This window comes from Solwaraspora sp. WMMD1047 (assembly GCF_029626155.1).
Taxonomy (GTDB): Bacteria; Actinomycetota; Actinomycetes; order Mycobacteriales; family Micromonosporaceae; genus WMMD1047.
Genome location: NZ_JARUBL010000001.1, coordinates 4,865,223 through 4,883,797 on the forward strand (window position 1 = coordinate 4,865,223; position 18,575 = coordinate 4,883,797).

Sequence of the window (18,575 nt, forward strand, 5' to 3'; positions counted from 1 at the left end):
GCAGATGGCCGGCCGGGCCGGCCTGTTGGCAGGCCGCAGGCCGACAACGGGCGGCGGGCGGTCAGTGGTCAGCGGTCGGCCGGCGGTCAGTGGTCAGCGCTGTTCCAGTCGGGGCCGGCGCCGACCGAGACCTCCAGCGGGACCGAGAGCGGGTGGGCGCCGCCCATCTCCCGGCGGACCAGCGCCTCCAGCGGCTCCCGCTCGCCGGGTGCCACCTCGAAGACCAGCTCGTCGTGCACCTGCAACAGCAGCCGCGACCGGAGCCCGGAGCCGCGCAGCGCGGTGTCGACGTGCAGCATCGCCACCTTGATGAGGTCGGCGGCCGAGCCCTGGATGGGGGCGTTCAGCGCCATCCGCTCGGCCATCTCGCGGCGCTGCCGGTTGTCGCTCACCAGGTCGGGCAGGTAACGCCGGCGGCCCAGAATCGTCTCGGTGTAGCCGTCGAGCACCGCCTTGCGGACCACCGTCTGCAGGTAGTCGCGGACCCCGCCGAAGCGGCCGAAGTATTCCTCCATCAGCCCACGCGCCTCCTCGGCGCTGATGCCGAGCTGCTGAGACAGCCCGAACGCGCTGAGCCCGTACGCCAGGCCGTAGTTCATTGCCTTGATCTTGCGGCGGTGGTCGGCGGTGACCGCGGCCAGGTCGACGGCGAAGACCGAGGAGGCGGTGGCGGCGTGGAAGTCCGCGCCGGAGTTGAAGGCGGCGATCAGCGCCTCGTCGCCGGAGAGGTGCGCCATGATCCGCATCTCGATCTGGCTGTAGTCGGCGGTGAGCAGCGACTCGTACCCGGCGCCGACGACGAACGCGCGCCGGATCCGGCGGCCCTCCTCGGTGCGGATCGGGATGTTCTGCAGGTTCGGGTCGGTCGAGGAGAGCCGGCCGGTGGCGGCCACCGTCTGGTGGAAGGTGGTGTGGATCCGGCCGTCGTCGGAGACCGACTTGAGCAGCCCGTCCACGGTGGACTTGAGCCGGGCCACGTCGCGGTGTCGTAGCAGGTGCTCCAGCACGGGGTGCGGGTTCTGCGCATAGAGCCACTGCAGGGCGTCGGCGTCGGTGGTGTAGCCGGTCTTGATCTTCTTGGTCTTCGGCAGGCCCAGCTCGGTGAAGAGGATCTCCTGCAGCTGCTTCGGCGAACCCAGGTTGAACTCCCGCCCGACCACCTGGTACGCCGACTGGGCCGCCGCCTTCACCTCGCCGGCGAAGAGCGCCTCCAGCTCGGAGAGGTAGTCGGTGTCGGCGGCGATGCCGGTGCGTTCCATCCCGGCCAGCACCTCGACCAGGGGCAGCTCGACGTCGGCCATCAGTCGGGAGGCGGTGCCCGCGTCCCGGGACAGCTCGGCGTCCAGCGCGTCGGCCAGGTCCAGGGTGGCCCGGGCCCGCAGCATCAGGTTCTGCTCGACAGCGCCGTCGTCGCCCAGCCCGTCGAGGGTGAGCTGCCCGGTCTCCGGCGCGTCCACCCGCAGCTCCCGGTGCAGGTAGCGCAGCGCCAGGTCGGTCAGGTCGTAGGAGCGCTGGTCGGGGCGGGCCAGGTAGGCGGCGAGCGCGGTGTCCCGGCTGACCCCGCGCAGGCTCCAGCCGTGCTCGGCGAAGGCGAGCAGCGCGGGCTTGCTGTCGTGCAGCACCTTGGGCCGGTCGGGGTCGGCCAGCCAGGCGCCGACCGCCGCCTCGTCGACCGGGTCGAGGGCGGCCGGGTCGAACCAGCCCGCCTCGCCGCTCGCGGCGGCCAGCGCCACCCCGGTCAGCGAGCCGGTGCCCCGGCCGAAGGTGCCGGCCACCGCCACCCCGGTCGGCACCCCGGCCGGCGCGTGGGTGGCCAGCCAGGTCGCCACCCCGCCGGCCGGCAGCACCTCGCCGGCCAGCTCGAATCCGGCCTCCGCCTCCGGCTCGACGGCGTCGAGGTACTGGTAGAGGCGGTCCCGCAGGATCCGGAACTGCAGGGTGTCGAAGACCTGGTGGACGGCTTCGCGGTCCCAGCCGGGCCAGCGGGAATCCTCGGCCCGCAGGGAGAGCTCCAGGTCGTCGACGAGACAGTTGAGGTCGTAGTTTCGGATCACATCAGCCAGCCGCTCGCGCAGGCTCTCCCCCGCCTTGCCCTTGATCTTGTCGGCCTGGGCGATGACGCCCTCGACCCCGCCGTACTGGATGATCCACTTGGCGGCCGTCTTCGGGCCGACGCCCGGCACGCCGGAGAGGTTGTCGCTGCTCTCACCGACCAGGGCGGCCAGGTCGCGGTACTGCTCCGGGCCGACGCCGTAGCGTTCGGTGACCGCCGCCGGGTCCATCCGGGCCAGGTCGGAGACGCCCTTGCGCGGGTAGAGCACGGTGATCTGCGGGCCGACCAGTTGGAAGGCGTCCCGGTCGCCGGTGCAGATCAGCACGTCCATGCCGGCCTGCCGGCCCTGCTTCGCGAGGGTGGCGAGCACGTCGTCGGCCTCGTAGCCCTCCTTCTCCACCACCGGCACCCGCAGCGCGGCCAGCACCTCCTTGACCAGGCTGACCTGACCGTGGAAGTCGGCGGGGGTCTCCGAGCGACCGGCCTTGTACTCGGCGTACTTCTCGGTGCGGAAGGACTTGCGGGACACGTCGAAGGCGACGATCAGGTGGGTCGGCCGCTCGTCGCGGAGCACGTTGATCAGCATCGAGGTGAAGCCGTAGACCGCGTTCGTCGGCTGCCCGGTGGTGGTGGAGAAGTTCTCCACCGGCAGGGCGAAGAAGGCCCGGTAGGCCACCGAGTGACCATCGATGAGGAGCAGGCGCGGTGCGGTGGAGGCTGTCACGTCAGCCGACTCTAGTCCGGCCCCCCGACAACTCCGGCACAGGCACCGCCGCGAACGCGGCCATCAAGACACCGCCGCCGACGCGGCCATCAAAACACCGCCGCGAACGGCGCCGGCCCGGGACGCGACATCCGCGTCCCGGGCCGGCCACAGATCCCGGTACGTCCCGGCTCAGGCGACGCCGAGGTACGCCTCCTTGATCGACGGGTCGTGCAGCAGGTCCTGCCCGCTCCCCTCCTTGACGATCCGGCCGGTCTCCAGCACGTAGCCCCGGTGCGCCCGGGACAACGCCTGCTGGGCGTTCTGCTCGACCAGCAGGATGGTGGTGCCCTGCTGGTTGATCTCCGTGATGATGTCGAAGATCTGCCGGATCACCATCGGCGCCAGCCCCATCGACGGCTCGTCGAGCAGCAGCAGCTTCGGCCGGCTCATCAGCGCCCGGCCGACCGCGAGCATCTGCTGCTCGCCGCCGGAGAGCGTGCCACCGGCCTGCTTGCGCCGCTCCCGCAGCCGCGGGAAGAGGGTCAGCACCCGCTCCAGGTCGGCGGCGATCCCGGCCGTGTCGCGCCGGGTGTACGCCCCCATGTCGAGGTTCTCCAGCACCGTCATGCCGGGGAAGATCTGCCGGCCCTCCGGTGACTGGCACAGCCCCCGGATGACCCGCAGGTCGGCCCGGAGCTTGCTGATGTCCTCGCCGTTGAAGGTGATCCGCCCGGCCGACAGCGACCGGATGCCGGAGATCGCCCGCATGGTGGTGGTCTTGCCGGCACCGTTGGCCCCGATGAGGGCCACGATCTCGCCCTCGTCGACGGTGATGCTGATGCCGTGCAGGGCCTCGATCCGCCCGTACGCGACGGTGACCTGATCCAGCTCAAGCAGCATCGGTCGACTCCCCCAGGTAGGCGGCGATCACCCGCGGGTCCTTGCTGACCTCCGAGGGTGCCCCCTCGGCGATCTTCTTGCCGAACTCCAACACCACGATCCGGTCGGTCACGTTCATGACCAGCCGCATGTCGTGCTCGATCAGCAGCACGGTGTGACCCCGGTCGCGGATCTGCCGGATCAGCTCGAGCAGCTGCTCCTTCTCCGCCGGGTTGAAGCCGGCGGCCGGCTCGTCCAGGCAGAGCAGCTTCGGCTCGGTGGCCAGCGCGCGGGCGATCTCCAACCGGCGCTGGTAGCCGTACGGCAGATTCCGGGCCGCGTCGTTGGCCCGGTCGACGATGCCGACGAACCGGAGCAGATCGAGCGCCTTGCGCTCGGCGGCCCGCTCCTCCAGGGTGTGCCGGGAGATCCCGAACACCTTCGCCGCCGACAGCTTCAGCTGCTGCCAGGCCCGCAGCGGACCGCCCTCGGCGGTGACCTGCGGCATCTCCTCCGGCTTCGGCTTCTTGCGGTAGAGCCGGAACAGCGCCCCCGGCACGCTCGTCTTGTGCCGGGAGTCGGTCCCGACGATGACGTTCTCCAGCGCGGTCATCTCCGGGAACAGCCGGATGTTCTGGAAGGTCCGGGAGATGCCGAGCTTGCTGATCTGGTGCGGCTTGCGGCCGCTGACCCGCTCGCCCCGGAACCGGACGGCCCCGGAGGTGGGCTTGTAGACACCGGTCATGACGTTGAAGCAGGTCGTCTTGCCGGCGCCGTTCGGCCCGATCATGCCGAGGATCTCGCCCTCGTAGATCTCGAACCGGATCTCGTTGAGCGCCACCACCCCACCGAACCGGAGGGTGACGTCGTCGATCTCCAGCAGCGGTTTGCGGGGGCCGGGCTGGGTGGGGATGCGGGGCGCCGCCACCGCGGTTGCGTCGTCAGGCATGAGCCGGCGCCTCCTTTGCTTCCTCGGCGCGGTCCTTGAACTCCCGGGTCCGTCGCCGGCTGGGGATGATGCCCTGCGGGCGCAGGATCATCACCAGCACCATCGCCAGGCCGAAGACGAGCCACCGCCAGTCGCTGAACTCCCGGAACCGCTCCGGCAGGTACGCCAGCAGCACCGCGCCCAGCGAGACGCCGACCATGTTCCCCGAGCCGCCGACCACCACCATGGCGACGAAGAGGATCGACAGGTTGACGTTGAACTGGGTCGGGTCGATGAAGGCGTTGCGGCTGGCGAAGAGGAACCCGGAGAGCCCGCCCAGCGCGGCGCCGATGGCGAACGCCCAGAGCTTGAACTTGAACGGGTAGACCCCCATCACCGCGGCCGCGTCCTCGTCCTCCCGCACGGCCAGCCAGGCCCGGCCGACCCGGCTGTGCTCCAGCCGGCGCACGGCGAAGACCATCACGATGACGAAGGTGAGCGCCAACCAGTACCACGGCTTGACGTCGATCAGGCCGAACAGCTGGTTGTCCGCCGACGGCGGGCCCTCCGGGCCGGGGATCGCGGAGATGCCCTGCGGCCCGTTGGTGATCTGCTCCGAGTTCCGGGCGAAGATCCGGATGATCTCGCCGAAGCCGAGCGTGACGATGGCCAGGTAGTCGCCGCGCAGCCGCAACGTCGGCCAGCCCAGGATCACCCCGGAGATCAGCGTCAGCACCAGCGCGAGGAAGGCGCAGACCGCCCAGGTCACCGCCCAGGTCGGCGGCAGGTCGAACTCCCGCTGGATCCACTGCACCACCGGCGAGTTCACCGAGCCGAACAGCGCCACGCTGTACGCCCCGATGGCGAAGAAGCCGATGTAGCCGAGGTCGAGCAGGCCGGCCAGGCCGACCACCACGTTCAGTCCGATCGCGACCAGCACGTAGATGGCGCAGACGAAGAGCACGCCGGCCCAGTTGTTGCCGCCCTCGATCGAGTCGGTGCGCAGCCAGGTCAGCCCGGGGATGCCGAGCAGCGGCAGGTAGTACAGGAAGGCGATGCCGGCCACCACGGCGAGCATTCGCTGCCACTTCGGCAGCGCCCGGAACCGGTCGCCGATCCCGGTCAGGAAGGCGAGCCGGCGACTGTCCATGGCACGAGCTTTGTCGATCATGCTCGGGCCCTCCCCAGCGACTCACCGAGCAGGCCGGTCGGCCGGAACATCAGCACCACGATCAGCACCACGAACGCGATCACGTCCTCCCACCGGGACTGCAGCAGCGTCGCGCCGTAGACCTCGACGATGCCGAGGAGCAGCCCGCCGAGCAGGGCGCCGCGCAGGTTGCCGATGCCGCCCAGCACCGCGGCGGTGAACGCCTTGAGACCGAGCACGAAGCCGATGCTGTTCTGGGTGAAGCCGAACCGCATGCTCCACAGCAGCGCCGCGGCGCCGGCCATGATCCCGCCGAGCACGAAGATCAGCATGATCACCCGGTCCTGGTTGACGCCCATCAGGGCGGCCGTCTCCGGGTTCTGCGCGACGGCCCGCACGCCCCGGCCGTACCGGGTGCGGTTGATGAACCAGTCCAGCACCGCCATCATCGCCACCGCGGCGATCACCACGATCAGCTGCACGTTCGTGATCGCGGTGCCGGCGATGGTGAAGAGCGTCTTCTGCTCGATGATGGTGGGCATCCCGATGATCTGCCGGGGCCGCCCGAAGAGGGTCTCGGCGATCCCGCCGAAGAGCTTCGGCAGTACGAAGCCGAAGACCTCGACGAAGACCAGCGACAGGCCGATCGCGGTGATCAGAAAGATAAGTGGTGGCGCGTTCTTTCGGCGCAGTGGCCGGTAGGCCACGCGTTCGATCGCCAGTGCCGTGCCGCCGGCGGCGATCGCGGCGGCGATCAGACCGATCAGCAGAATGAGGATGGCCTGCCCGATCGGCGGGTTGGCCTGCACTCCCATGGCGGTCCAGACGCCGAGCACCGCGAAGGTGCCGACCATGAAAACCTCGGAGTGCGCGAAGTTGATCAGGCGCAGGACGCCGTAGACGAGGGTGTAGCCGAGAGCGATCAGGGCGTAGATCGATCCCTTGGAGAGCCCGTCGACGGTGTGCTGGCCGAGATGGCCGAATAGTTCGTCGAAATTCACAAGAACTCCTTGCATCGAGTACGGCCGGGGGATCCCCCCGGCCGTACTCCAGATGACGCGGTCGTCAGTTCAGCTTGAGTTCCTGCAGCGGGGTGATCGCGGTGCCCTTGATCTCGTAGGCCCAGATCACGACACGGGACGGGTCGACGTCGCCGTTCTCCGCGAACTTGATGTACTTCGAGACGCCCTGCTTGTCGTACGCCTTCACGAAGGCCAGGATGTCGGCGCGGGTCTGCTTGCCGTCCTTGAATGCGTCCAGGTAGATCTGGGCGCCGTCGAAGCCCTCACCGCCGTAGGAGCCCGGCGCGATGCCGTACTCGGCCTGGTAGTCCTCGGTGAAGGAACCGCCGGCCTTGTCGGCCGGGATGCACGGGCAGGTGATGATGGCGCCCTCGGCGCCGCCGGCCGCGCCCTCGGCGAACGCCGGGTCGTAGAGGCCGTCCGGGCCGACGAACTTCGCGGTGACACCGGCCGAGCGCATCTGACGCACCAGCGGGGCCGCCTCGCGGACGTAGCCGCCGTAGAAGACGTAGTCGGCGTTCGCTGCCTTGATCTTGGAGATGGTGGCGTCGAACTGCGCCTGCCGCTCCTGGATCTTGTCGGTGCCGGCCATCAGCGGGCCGAGCGCGGTGCCGAGTTCGGCGGTGATGCCGGCGCCGTAGGCGCTGCCGTCGTCGACGGCGAAGACCCGCTGGGCGTTCTGCGCCTTCATGTAGGTCGCCACCGCGGCGGCCTGGGTGCCGTCGTGGCCGACCACCCGGAAGAACGACTTGTTCCCCTTGGAGGTCAGGTCCAGCCGGGTCGCGGACGGGCTGATCATGGCCAGGCCGGCAGCCTCGTAGATCGGCATGGTGGCGTCGGTCTCGCCGGAGAAGTGCCCACCGATGACGCCGAGGAACGACTGGTCACCGGCGATCTGGTTGGCGAACGGGGTGGCCACCGCCGGGTCGCCCTGGGTGTCGAACCGCTGCAGGGTCACCTGGCAGTCGGCGTTCGCCTCGTTGTGCTGCTTCACGGCCAGCTCGGCGCCGTTGAGCGACGGGAGCACCAGGCCCGCGTTGTCACCGCTGAACGCGCCGAAGATCGCGATCTTGCCGCCGCACTCGGCGGCCTCGCCACCCTCGCTACCGCTGTCCTGGCAGCCGGCGGCGGCCACCATCACCGTAGCGAGCGCGGCGGTGCTCAGCGCCCGTACATACTTTCGCCTCACGGCTTCTTGACCTCCTCGGGATGCAGGGCAACGGCAGTCGGGGTACGACGCGACGTGTCCGCGCACGCGCCAACCGACCAGGAACGCTGACCTGCGTTACGGCTCGTGATGGCGGAGCGTACCTAGGCTCATTCACTCTCGGAAGGCCTGGGGCCGGGGCATGCCAAACCGTTACGAATACGAGTGCGATCGCGTCATTGCCCGTAACATGCGAGAGCGCTCCCGTCCCTTATCGCATTCACAGTCCGGATTCGGTCAACCACAGTGCGCCACCTTGGTCCGTGGTTGCGCCCGGATCGACGAAGAGCACCGCCCGATCCGCGACCACCGCCAACCCGGCATCCCGGTCCGGCCCGGCCGGCATCGGCACCGGCGCGACCACCGGCAGCCAGCTGTCACCCAGGTCTGCCGAGCTGAAGACCGTGTACGCCGTGCCGTCCGAGACGGTCGCCAGCAGGCGGTCACCGACCACCCCGAGCCCGACCACCCCGGGCACCACTCCGGTCCCGCCGACCGCACCGAACCCGCCGGCCGCCCGCCAGCCGTCGCCGGACGCCCGCCAGGCACCGAACGAGTCGCCACGCAGCCCGACCGCGACCGGTGTCGAGCCGACCAGGGCGACCCGCTGGAGTTCCTCGTACTCGTCGGTTCCCGGCAGCGACACCCGCTGCCAGGCCCGCCCGTCCGGCGATGTCCAGGCCAGCGGGTCGCGGTCGATCCGGCCGGGCGGCAGCAGGCCGCCCACCATCAGCCAGCCCGCCGGGCCGGCGACCGCGTCGAAGCCCCAGGTCACCCCCCGGTCGTCGGAGGCCAACTCGGGCGCCCCTTCGAGCAGTTCGAACCCGGCCGCGTCCGGCGACACCCAGGCCGCCGCGCCGCTGCTGCGATTCCCGGTGATCAACCAGCCGGCCGGCCCGCCGACCAGCCGGCCCACGTTCACGGCCGTCGGGCCGCCGTAGAGCTCGAACCGGGCCGCCACCTCGACCAGCGTGCCGTCCGGGCGCTGCCACCAACTGCTGGTCCGGGGATAGGCGTGCGCGCCGCCGGTCTTCGCGCCGAGCGCGGCGAGTCGACCGTCCCGGCAGCCGGCGGCGTAGACGACGTTCTGCCGCCCGTAGTAGCTGTCGGCGACGAACGGCAGCGAGGTCCAGGTCTGCCCGTCGGTGCTGGTCCAGGCCGCCGGTCTGGTGCCGCCGGCGGCGTCGGCCAGCCCGCCGACCACGAACCACCGGCCGGCGCAGGCGACGATGTCGCGCAGCATCGGCCGGCCGGGCTCACCCGCCGGCGCCGGCAGGGTCAGCGGCTGCCAGACCGGGCGCAGCGGCTCCGGCGGCGCCGGCTCGGGTTCCGAACCGGCCCGGCAGCCGGCGAGCGCCAGCAGGGAAACCGCGAACACGGCGGCGAGGCGTCGGGACACCGGCATCCGTCAAATTCTAGGGCCGTCGGCCGCCCCGGGGCGCCCGCGAGCCGGCGCCGCTTGCCCCTGCCGCCGGACCCACGGCGTCGGCCCGTCAGCCGGCGGCCGGCGGCTCGGTCCCGGTGCCCTCCGCGAGGATCCGCTCCGCCACCTCGCGCATGGTCATCCGGTGGTCCATCGCCGTGCGCTGGATCCACTTGAACGCCTGCGGCTCGGTCATCCCGTACGTGGTCATCAACGCGCCCTTGGCGCGCTCCACCGTCTTGCGGGTCTCCAGCCGGTCGGTCAACCCGGCCACCTCGGCCTCCAGCGCCGCGACCTCCGAGTACCGCGACAGCGCGATCTCGATCGCCGGCACCAGGTCGCTCTTCTGGAACGGCTTGACCAGGTACGCCATCGCACCGGCCGCCCGGGCCCGCTCGACCAGGTCGCGCTGGCTGAACGCGGTCAGGATGACCACCGGGGCGATCCGGCCGGCGGCGATCCGCTCGGCCGCCGCCAGACCGTCCATGATCGGCATTTTGATGTCGAGGATGACGAGGTCGGGCTTGAGCTCCTCGGCCAGCCGCACGGCCGTCTCGCCGTCGCCGGCCTCGCCCACCACGTCGTAGCCCTCTTCGACGAGCATCTCGGCGAGGTCCAGTCGGATCAGCGCCTCGTCCTCGGCGATGAGCACCCGTCTGCGCTCGGCGCCATCCTGCGTGTCGGTCACGGACCCCTACCCCCAGCGCTCTAGTAGCGACACCCGACCTACCGGATGTGACCGTCCTCAGCGTAGTGGGTAGGCTGGCTGAGCCAAGAACCTCAGGCCCCTGTAGTACTCCTGACAGGCCCCTGTACTCCAACCGGCAGAGAGACGGAGCTCAAACCTCCGACAGTGTGGGTTCGAGTCCCACCGGGGGCACCCCTGCCAGGCGCGTCGCGTGCGCCCACCGAGCCGGCCGAACCCCGTTCGGCCGGCTTCCTGCCATTATCCGCCACCCGCCGGGCTCGGTTGTTGGTCTCCGGCTCGCCAACCTGACACCACCCGAACTTCACCTGCCGGCCGCGCGCGGTCGATAGCTTCCTGGGCTCATTCCCATCGACCCGGCGGGACTCCATGACGCCCATTCCCGAGGTCAGCGTGGTGGTACCCACGCTGAACCGCCCGGCACTCGTCGCCCGGGCCGTGCGCAGCGCGCTCGCCCAGACGGTGCCGAACATCGAGGTCCTCGTCGTGGTGGACGGGCCCGACCCGGCCACCCGCGCGGCGCTGGACAGCTTCGCCGACCACCGGCTGCGGGTGATCGGGCTACCGGCCCGCGGCGGGGCGCCCAGCGCCCGCAACGCCGGGGTACGCGCCGCCCGCGCGCCGTGGACGGCGCTGCTCGACGACGACGACGAGTGGCTGCCGACCAAGCTCGCCGTCCAGCTCGACCTCGCCCGGCGGGCGACCGCGCCGCTGCCGATCGTCGGCAGTCGCCTGATCAACCGCACCCCCCGGGCCGAGTTCGTCATCCCCCGCCGGCTGCCGGCGAGCGGCGAGTCGCTCAGCGAGTACCTCACCGTGCGGCGCGGACTGTTCCACGGGGACGGGTTCATCCAGACCTCGACGATCCTGGCGCCGACCCGGCTGCTGCGCCGGGTGCCGTTCGACCCGGCGGTGCCCCGGATGCAGGAGCTGGACTGGACGCTACGGGCGCTGGCCCACGACGACGTCGAACTGCTCATCGCCGACCAGCCGCTGGTGATCTGGCACCAGGACGAGGACCGGCCGCGGATCAGCCTGCACTCGCCGTGGCAGCGCCAGCTGGAGTGGCTGCGGCGCAGCCGCCCACTCTTCACGCCGCGCGCGTACGCGGCCGTCACGATGAGCGTGATCAGCTCGATGGCGGCCGGCACCCGCAGCCCGAAGGTCTTCGGCACCCTGTGGCGCGAGGCCCACCGGCACGGCCGGCCCGGACCGCTGGACTACCTGACGTTCCTGCAGATCTGGCTGATCCCCCCGACCCTGCGCCACCGGCTGCGGGACCTGGCCCTCACCCGCCCGAGCACCGGCACCGCCGGATCACCGCCGGACGCCGGAGCGCGGCCCGACCGCGAATCCCCGCCGGACAACGGGTCACCGGCGAGCAGCGGGGCCGCGCCGGCCGGGGCGCAGCCAGGCCAGTAGGCGGCGGCCGGCCAGCCAGCCCACCACCACGGTCGCCTTCGCCAGCGACCGGACGCCCTCCACCTCCACGATCGACGGCACCAGCGCCGGGGAGCGGCGGCCGGCCTCGACCAGCCGGGCGACCCCGTGCAGCAGGTCGGCCGGCTGGTACCGGGTCAGGTCGACGATCCCCACCTCGGCGGCGGTCACCGCGCGGTGGCCGTACACCGAATCCACCGCGTCGAAGAGCGACTCGCCGGCGGCGCGTGCCCACCGGGTCCGGCCGCGCGCGGCGGTGCGCCAGAGCAGCGCCGGCGGGCCGGCGCCCTCCGGCGCCTCGACCCGCAGCACGCCGACCTGGTGCCGGTCGGCCAGGTCGATCAGGGTACGCACCGCGTCCGGGGCGAGGCCGTGGACGGCCGGCAGGTCGAGCAGGTACGGCGACGGGAAGGCGGTCTCCGGCCGCTCGGTGACCAGCCGCACCCGGGGCTCACCCCGGTAGCTGGCCGCGATCAGCCGCAGGTCGAGGCGAGGGTCGGTGAGCACCGGCACCCGGTCGTCGTCGAGCTGGTCCCAGGGGCCGACGAGGGTGACCCGCAGGTCCTGTTCGGTGCCGCGCAGCACCGCGTCGACCGCCGCCCGGACCCGCTCCAACGGTTGGTCCGCCACCTCGACGACGACCTCGACCAGCGGGACGGTCCAGGCGGTGCCGCCGGCCCGGCGCCAGTGCCGGGGGTACGGCAGCCGGTCGGCCAGGAACGGCCGGTTGTAGCGGGCGACCTGTTCCCGGGCCCGCATCACGTGGGTCCGGCCGAGGTGCCAGGACCGGGCCGCCGGTTCGGGTACGAACACCGCGCCGGCCTGGGCCAGCCGGTAGCCGAACTCGGTGTCCTCGCCGAGGCGCAGCTCCCGGTCGAAGCCGCCGGCCGCCTCGTACAGCTCCCGACGCAGCGCGGCGGTGGCGCCGACGTGGAAGCGGAACGCGAGGTGGTCGGCGGTGCGCATCTGGTCGGTCTGGGCGAGGTAGCGCTCCAGGTACTCGTGCGGGTCGCCCTGGCTGCCGCCGAACAGGTCGGCGGCGGCGCCTGCGTCCCACGCCGCGGCGACGGTCTCCGGCGCCGGCCACGGGCCGTGCGTGTCGGGGTCGACGAACCGCTTGTAGCCGAGGGTCACCGCGTACGGCAGGACGTGCTGCCAGCGGGCCTGCGCCGCGACGTGCTCCGGGTAGGCGACCATGTCGGCGTCGAGCCAGTGCAGGATCTCGCCGGAGCTGTGCGTCACTCCGAGGTGCAGCGCGTTGGCCCGGCCCCAGCCGGGCTCGCCGGCGTCGCCGGCCCGGACCAGCTTGGTCCGCTCCGGGCGGATCTCCGGCAGCCGCAGCGGCGGGTCGGAGCTGTCGTCGACGACGACGACCTCCAGCAGGTCGGCCGGGTAGGTCTGCCGGCTCAGCGAGGCCAGGGTCAGGTCGAGGGTGGGCTGGCACCGGTAGGCGGGGATCACCACCGTCACCGACATCGTCGGCCGCCAGCCGTCGAGGTCGGGCACCGGCACCGGGGACCAGTCGTTACGGATGACACGGGGAGTGCGGTTCACCGGGCTCCTCGGGCGGGGACGACCAGGATCGCGGCCGTCCGTTATACCCAAAAGGATACGGCACGCTACACACCGCTCCGGGACAATCTATCACGCGGGTCAACCGACACTTCGGAAACCTGCCGCGCAGGAGAAAGTGGCCACGCAGCGGGCTCAATGAAGTCAACTTGCCTATGAAGTCGTTAGCACGGTAGCACGCGACCGGCTTCAAACCCAGTCTTTCAGTACTGACTTAAACTCCTTCAGCTTATCGATGCAGCCGAGTACTTTCGTGGAATCGTCCACTCTAGAGACCAGAAGGAGCAAAATGAGAATGATGCTTGCGCGGATCGCCGTGCCCCTCGTCGTGACGGGGTCCATTCTCGCCGTGCCAGCCGCCGCCTCAGCCGTCGGTCCTTGCAACAAGAGCGGGACATCCACATCGATCAGCTACACGTGCGCACAGGGGCCAGGGCCGCAGTGGTTCGCAGCAATCGCTTACTGCATTGACGGATCCGGATTCACCTGGTCACGTCAAGGGCCCGCACGTCACGGGTCCGGAACATCAACCGCCATCTGCACAGGCGGCGCAGGTACTCACCGCTACGCAGACTCGATGGCCGTCTGGTAGTCCTCCAGGCAGCACCAGAATGTCCTGCTCGGCCGCACTGACCAGAAGTCGCCGACGCTAGTGGCGCACCACATCCGACCATGAGGTATGAGGGGGCCTCCGACCTGGCGTGGATTGCAATTCCCGTCCCGACCGGCCGGAGGCCCCCGCTCCCACAACCCCCGCCAATCGATTCTGGCCGGCTACCTACCCAATGGGCTGCCATAGGGCCTGCAGTACGCCAAGGGCGCCAACACCGTCTCCGCTACACCTTGGACGCGTCCGACCATCGAGCCGATGGATACCGTCTGTGAAGAAGATTCCAGGCGTTTATGACCTGCATTCAACCGGGACCTGTACCTTCGACGGAAAGGGTCACGTCCCCTGAAGTCTTCCAATCAGACGGCGTTGCGGCCAGACCAACACCGCAATCAACCGGCGGCCGGATAGGCGCGGGTCTCGGCGGCCTTGACCGCCGCCCAGACCGGCTGGCCGGGCAGCAGGTTCAGTTGGCTGGCGGCGGCCGGGGTGACGTCGGCGGCGGCGGTGATCGGGCCGGTCACCTGGATGCGCAGGTTGTCGCCGTGGCGCTGGATCCCGGCGATCGTCGCCGGCCAGGTGTTGCGAGGACTGCCGTCGGGCCGGGTCGCGTGCAGTGCCACGGCGCTGGGCGGGAACGCGACGAACACCTCGCCGTCGGTCGGGTCGGCGACGGTGAGGGTGAGACCGGAGTCGAGGGTCACGCGGTGCCGGTCGGCCCGCCCCCGGTAGAGGTTCAGCCCGACCAGCCGGGCCACGTAGTCGGTGCGGGGGCGCGCGGTGACGGTGGCCGCGTCGCCCTCCTGCACCACCCGGCCGTCCTCGATGATGACCAGCCGGTCGGCCAGCACCAGCGCGTCGAGCGGATCGTGGGTGACCAGCAGCGTGGCGCCCGGGTGGTCGGTCAGGTGCCGGTGCAGCTGGGCCCGGGTGTCCAACCGGGTGCGGGCGTCCAGCGCGGCGAGCGGCTCGTCGAGCAGCAGCAGGGCCGGGTCGACGGCGAGCGCCCGGGCCAGCGCGACCCGTTGGGCCTGACCGCCGGAGAGCTGCGGGGGCCGGCGGCGGGCGTGTTCGGTCAGGCCGACCCGGTCCAGCCAGCCGGCCGCCCGGTCGCGGGCCCGGCGCCGGTCGACGCCGTGCCGGCGCGGGCCGAAGGCGACGTTGTCCAGCGCGCTCAGGTGCGGGAACAGCAGGTAGTCCTGGAAGACGACCCCGATCGGGCGCCGCTCGGCCGGCGTGAACGCCCGACTCCCCGGCCGGTCGAGGTCGGCGCCGGCGAGGGTGACGTGCCCGGCCGTCAGCGGTTGCAGGCCGGCGAGGGCGCGCAGCGCGGTGGTCTTGCCGGCCCCGTTCGGGCCGAGCAGCGCCACCACCTCACCGGCGGCGATGGTCAGCGGCACGTCGAGCCGGAACTCACCCCGGTCGACGGTCAGCCGCGCGTCGAGCAGCGGCGACGCGCCGGCCCGCTGCGCGGCGCCGACCGGCACGGCACGATCGCGCGGACCGTCCGGCGTCGGCCGTCTGCCGGTCATGAGCTGGTCAGCCAGCGGTCGCGTAGCCCGGCGAGGATCGTCACCGAGACGGTCAGCAGGATCAGGCTGAGCACGATGGCGGCCTCCAGGTCGGTCTCCAGGGCCAGGTAGACCGCCAGCGGCATGGTCTGGGTGCGGCCCGGGAAGTTTCCCGCGAAGGTGATGGTGGCGCCGAACTCGCCGAGGGCGCGGGCCCAGCAGAGCACCGCGCCGGCGGCGATGCCGGGGGCGACCAGCGGCAGGGTGACGTGGGTGAAGGTGGTCCACCGGCCGGCGCCGAGGGTGGCGGCGGCCTCCTCGTACCGGGTGTCGGCGCCGCGCAGCGCGCCCTCCACGGAGATCACCAGGAACGGCATTGCGACGAACGCCTCGGCCAGCACCACCCCGGTGGTGGTGAACGGCAGGGTGATCCCGAAGGTGGTGTCCAGCCAGGAGCCGACGATGCCTCGGCGGCCGAAGACCAGCAGCAGGGCGACGCCGCCGACCACCGGCGGCAGCACCAGCGGGACGGTCACCAGCGCCCGTACCAGCCGGCGGCCGGGGAACTCGACCCGGGCCAGCAGCCAGGCCAGCGGTACCCCGAGGACCAGGCAGAGCCCGGTGGCGACCGAGGCGGTCCGTAGCGACAGCCACAGGGCGGTGAGCACGCCCGGCTCGGTCAGCCGCTCGGGCAGGTCGGCCCAGGGCGTCCGGACGAGCAGCCCGGCCAGCGGCAGCACCAGGAACGCCAGCCCGAGTCCGGCCGGCACCAGCAGCGCCAGCGGCGGTCGGCGCATCGTCACGGCACCTGGAAGCCGGCGTCGGTGAGGACGGTCCGGCCCCGGTCGGAGAGGACGAAGTTGACGAACGCCTGCGCACCGTCGGGGTTGGGCGCGTCGGTGAGGACGACGATCGGATAGTCGTTGACGGCGCCCGCCGACTCCGGGAACTCCACTGCGTCCACATCGTCGGCGGCAGCCCGCGCGTCGGTGCGGTAGACCAGCGCGGCGTCCACCTCGCCCAGCCGCACCTTCGACAGCGCAGCCTTCACGTCCTGCTCCAGGGTCACCGGGGTCAGCGTGACACCGGCCGCGTCGAGTGCCTTCCTCGCCGCCGCGCCGCAGGGCACCTGCTCGGCGCAGAGCGCCACCTTGACGTCGGGTCCGGTCAGGTCGGCCAGGCTGGTGACCGCGCCGGGGTTGCTCTCGGGTACGGCGATGACGAGCTGGTTGCGGGCGAAGGTGGCCGGGCTGCCGGCACCGTTGCCGACGTCGGTGACGGTCGCCATGTTGGCCGGCGCGGCGGCGGCGAAGACGTCGACCGGGGCGCCCTGGTTGATCTGGGTGGCCAGCGCGGAGCTGCCGGCGAAGTTGACGACCACCGTCGCGCCCGGGTTCGCGGCCTCGAAGGCGGTGCCGAGCTGGGTGAACGACTCGGTGAGGGAGGCCGCCGCGAAGACGGTGACGGTGCCGGTGACCCCGGCGCCGGACGGCGATCCGGCCGCGTCCGGGGCGCCACCGCACCCGGCGGCAAGCGTCGCGGCGAGGACGAACCCGAGCGCGGCCGCCGGCCGGCCGGTTCGCGCCCGCCGGCCGGCGCGAACCGTGGATCGCGCGATCACCGGATGCTCCGGGTCTCGCCGGCCAGCGGTCGCCCCGGATGGCGCGGTCACGGGGTGCTCCGGGTCCGGACGGGCGTCGGCGGGGCGGCTTTCTCCACCACGACGGTCGTCGACTTGATCACCGCGACCGCGACCGAGCCGACCGCCAGGTCCAGTGCCTCGACGGCCTCGCGACTCATCAGGGAGACGATCCGGAACGGTCCGGCCTGGATGTCGACCTGGGCCATCACGGTGTCCTTCACCACGGCGGTGACGATGCCGCGTAGCCGGTTGCGGGCCGAGGAGTCGCCGGCACGGCCGTCCGGCTCGTCGCCCGCCCGCCGGGCGAAAGCGGCCAGGTCGACGCCGTCGATCACCCGGTGGCCGTGCTCGTCCCGGGCCGCCGACAGCCGGCCGGCGTCGACCCACCGCCGGACGGTGTCGGTGCTCACGCCCAGCAGCTCGGCCGCCTCACCGATCCGAAACTGCCCCATGCGACAGACCATACCGTTGGCATCCGCGACAGGAAACTGCTGGACATGCTCGCAGTTGCGTCATCGAAGGACCGCCACGGCGACTCGACGCCAGGGGTCGGGGCGGGAAACCGGAAGCGGTGCGCCGGAACAGATTCGCGGCCGGACGCGTTGAATGATCTTGTGATCGACGTACCGTTGTCTGTTCTTGATCTTGCTCCGGTGGCGGCCGGCACCACCGCCGGCCAGGCCCTGCGGCACACCACCGAGCTGGCCCGGCGCACCGAGGAGCTGGGCTACCACCGGTTTTGGGTGGCCGAACACCACAACATGCCGGCGATCGCCAGTTCGGCGCCGGCGGTGCTGATCGCCCACCTGGCGGCGGCCACCACCCGGATCCGGGTCGGCTCCGGCGGGGTGATGCTGCCCAACCACGCGCCGCTGGTGGTGGCCGAGCAGTTCGGCACCCTGGAGGCACTGCACCCGGGCCGGATCGACCTGGGCATCGGCCGGGCGCCCGGCACCGACCAGGTGACCGCGCTGGCGCTGCGCCGGACGATGGAAGGGCTCTCCGCGGAGGGCTTCCCGCAGGAGCTGGCCGACCTGGAGAGCTATTTCACCGGAGAACGGGCCGGGCCGATCCTGGCCACCCCGGGCCGGGGCGACCGGCCAGCCATCTGGCTGCTCGGCTCGAGCGGATTCAGCGCACAGCTCGCCGGCCGGCTCGGCCTGCCGTTCTCGTTCGCCCACCATTTCAGCGCCGCGAACACGCTGCCCGCGCTGGCGCTGTACCGGCAGAACTTCCGGCCGTCGCGCTGGCTGGACAAGCCGTACGCGATGGTCGCCGTCAACGCGGTCTGCGCCGATACCGACGAGCGGGCCGAATGGCTGTCCGGGCCGGCCGTGCTGTCGTTCCTGCGGTTGCGGTCCGGCCGGCCGCAGCCGCTGGCCACCCCGGAGGAGGCCGCCGCCTACCCCTACACGGAGGCGGAGCGGCAGTTCGCCCTCGACCGCCGGACCGGGCAGGCGATGGGCTCGCCGGAGACGGTCCGCCGGCAACTGACCGAGCTGCTGGCCCGCACCGGCGCGGACGAGCTGATGCTCACCGCCCTGGTTTACGACCTCGCCGACCGGGTGCGCTCGTACGAATTGATCGCGGAAAAGGTGGCCGGCGGATTGCATCGACAAACGTCGGGGTCGTGAAACAGGAACTTCATCCCACCGTCACGGCTCCGTCCCGGAACGGCGCCTAGAGTAATACCCGGTGGTGGTTCGACGAGCGCGGTCGGGACGGG

At 71.6% G+C, this 18,575-nt stretch carries 15 protein-coding genes and 1 tRNA gene; 3 read left to right on the forward strand and 13 right to left on the reverse strand.

Going from position 1 to position 18,575, the window contains the following annotated elements:
* Nucleotides 1-86: 86 nt before the first annotated feature.
* The 8 genes from polA to O7627_RS22110 all read right to left on the reverse strand — a co-directional run bounded on the left by polA (nucleotide 87) and on the right by O7627_RS22110 (nucleotide 10,056).
* The gene (polA, locus tag O7627_RS22075; RefSeq protein ID WP_278095401.1) at nucleotides 87-2,777 is read right to left on the reverse strand and encodes a DNA polymerase I; all 2,691 of its coding nucleotides are present in this window, start codon (nucleotides 2,775-2,777) and stop codon (nucleotides 87-89) included.
* A gap of 171 nt (nucleotides 2,778-2,948) precedes the next feature.
* Entirely contained in the window at nucleotides 2,949-3,659 is a 711-nt protein-coding gene (locus tag O7627_RS22080) for an ABC transporter ATP-binding protein (RefSeq protein WP_278095402.1), read from the reverse strand.
* The gene (locus O7627_RS22085) at nucleotides 3,649-4,587 is read right to left on the reverse strand and encodes an ABC transporter ATP-binding protein (RefSeq protein WP_278095403.1); all 939 of its coding nucleotides are present in this window, start codon (nucleotides 4,585-4,587) and stop codon (nucleotides 3,649-3,651) included. The genes O7627_RS22080 and O7627_RS22085 overlap by 11 nt, the downstream gene beginning before the upstream one ends.
* Nucleotides 4,580-5,737, reverse strand: a complete 1,158-nt coding sequence (locus O7627_RS22090; protein ID WP_278095404.1) for a branched-chain amino acid ABC transporter permease — start codon at nucleotides 5,735-5,737, stop codon at nucleotides 4,580-4,582. Before O7627_RS22090 ends, O7627_RS22085 begins: the two co-directional genes overlap by 8 nt.
* Nucleotides 5,734-6,717, reverse strand: a complete 984-nt coding sequence (locus tag O7627_RS22095; protein ID WP_278095405.1) for a branched-chain amino acid ABC transporter permease — start codon at nucleotides 6,715-6,717, stop codon at nucleotides 5,734-5,736. Before O7627_RS22095 ends, O7627_RS22090 begins: the two co-directional genes overlap by 4 nt.
* Before the next feature lie 64 nt (nucleotides 6,718-6,781).
* Nucleotides 6,782-7,927, reverse strand: a complete 1,146-nt coding sequence (locus tag O7627_RS22100; protein WP_278095406.1) for a branched-chain amino acid ABC transporter substrate-binding protein — start codon at nucleotides 7,925-7,927, stop codon at nucleotides 6,782-6,784.
* Nucleotides 7,928-8,165: 238 nt separating this feature from the next.
* Nucleotides 8,166-9,350, reverse strand: a complete 1,185-nt coding sequence (locus tag O7627_RS22105) for a hypothetical protein (RefSeq protein ID WP_278095407.1) — start codon at nucleotides 9,348-9,350, stop codon at nucleotides 8,166-8,168.
* An 88-nt stretch (nucleotides 9,351-9,438) separates the two neighbouring features.
* On the reverse strand, nucleotides 9,439-10,056 hold the full coding sequence (locus O7627_RS22110) for a response regulator (RefSeq protein ID WP_278095408.1): 618 nt from the start codon (nucleotides 10,054-10,056) through the stop codon (nucleotides 9,439-9,441).
* A 118-nt stretch (nucleotides 10,057-10,174) separates the two neighbouring features.
* Here O7627_RS22110 and O7627_RS22115 point away from each other — a divergent pair.
* Both O7627_RS22115 and O7627_RS22120 read left to right on the forward strand, forming a co-directional pair.
* A tRNA-Leu gene (locus O7627_RS22115) sits at nucleotides 10,175-10,248 on the forward strand.
* Nucleotides 10,249-10,443: 195 nt separating this feature from the next.
* The gene (locus O7627_RS22120; protein ID WP_278095409.1) at nucleotides 10,444-11,496 is read left to right on the forward strand and encodes a glycosyltransferase family 2 protein; all 1,053 of its coding nucleotides are present in this window, start codon (nucleotides 10,444-10,446) and stop codon (nucleotides 11,494-11,496) included.
* On the opposite strand, the gene O7627_RS22125 is transcribed toward O7627_RS22120, so the two are convergent.
* The 5 genes from O7627_RS22125 to O7627_RS22145 form a co-directional block, all read right to left on the reverse strand.
* Nucleotides 11,446-13,068, reverse strand: coding sequence for a glycosyltransferase (locus O7627_RS22125; RefSeq protein ID WP_278095410.1), 1,623 nt, complete (start codon nucleotides 13,066-13,068; stop codon nucleotides 11,446-11,448). The genes O7627_RS22120 and O7627_RS22125 overlap by 51 nt on opposite strands.
* Nucleotides 13,069-14,088: 1,020 nt before the next feature.
* The gene (locus tag O7627_RS22130) at nucleotides 14,089-15,228 is read right to left on the reverse strand and encodes an ABC transporter ATP-binding protein (protein ID WP_278095411.1); all 1,140 of its coding nucleotides are present in this window, start codon (nucleotides 15,226-15,228) and stop codon (nucleotides 14,089-14,091) included.
* Nucleotides 15,225-16,004: an ABC transporter permease gene (locus O7627_RS22135; protein WP_278095412.1), complete on the reverse strand. Its 780-nt coding sequence runs from the start codon at nucleotides 16,002-16,004 to the stop codon at nucleotides 15,225-15,227. Before O7627_RS22135 ends, O7627_RS22130 begins: the two co-directional genes overlap by 4 nt.
* 2 nt (nucleotides 16,005-16,006) lie before the next feature.
* Nucleotides 16,007-16,828: a molybdate ABC transporter substrate-binding protein gene (gene modA / locus O7627_RS22140; protein WP_278095413.1), complete on the reverse strand. Its 822-nt coding sequence runs from the start codon at nucleotides 16,826-16,828 to the stop codon at nucleotides 16,007-16,009.
* 47 nt (nucleotides 16,829-16,875) lie between these two features.
* Nucleotides 16,876-17,301 (reverse strand): TOBE domain-containing protein, encoded by a 426-nt coding sequence (locus O7627_RS22145; protein ID WP_278095414.1) that lies wholly within the window; start codon nucleotides 17,299-17,301, stop codon nucleotides 16,876-16,878.
* A 150-nt stretch (nucleotides 17,302-17,451) separates the two neighbouring features.
* Between O7627_RS22145 and O7627_RS22150 the strand changes: the two genes are divergently transcribed.
* Entirely contained in the window at nucleotides 17,452-18,483 is a 1,032-nt protein-coding gene (locus O7627_RS22150; protein ID WP_278095415.1) for an LLM class flavin-dependent oxidoreductase, read from the forward strand.
* Nucleotides 18,484-18,575: the final 92 nt, after the last annotated feature.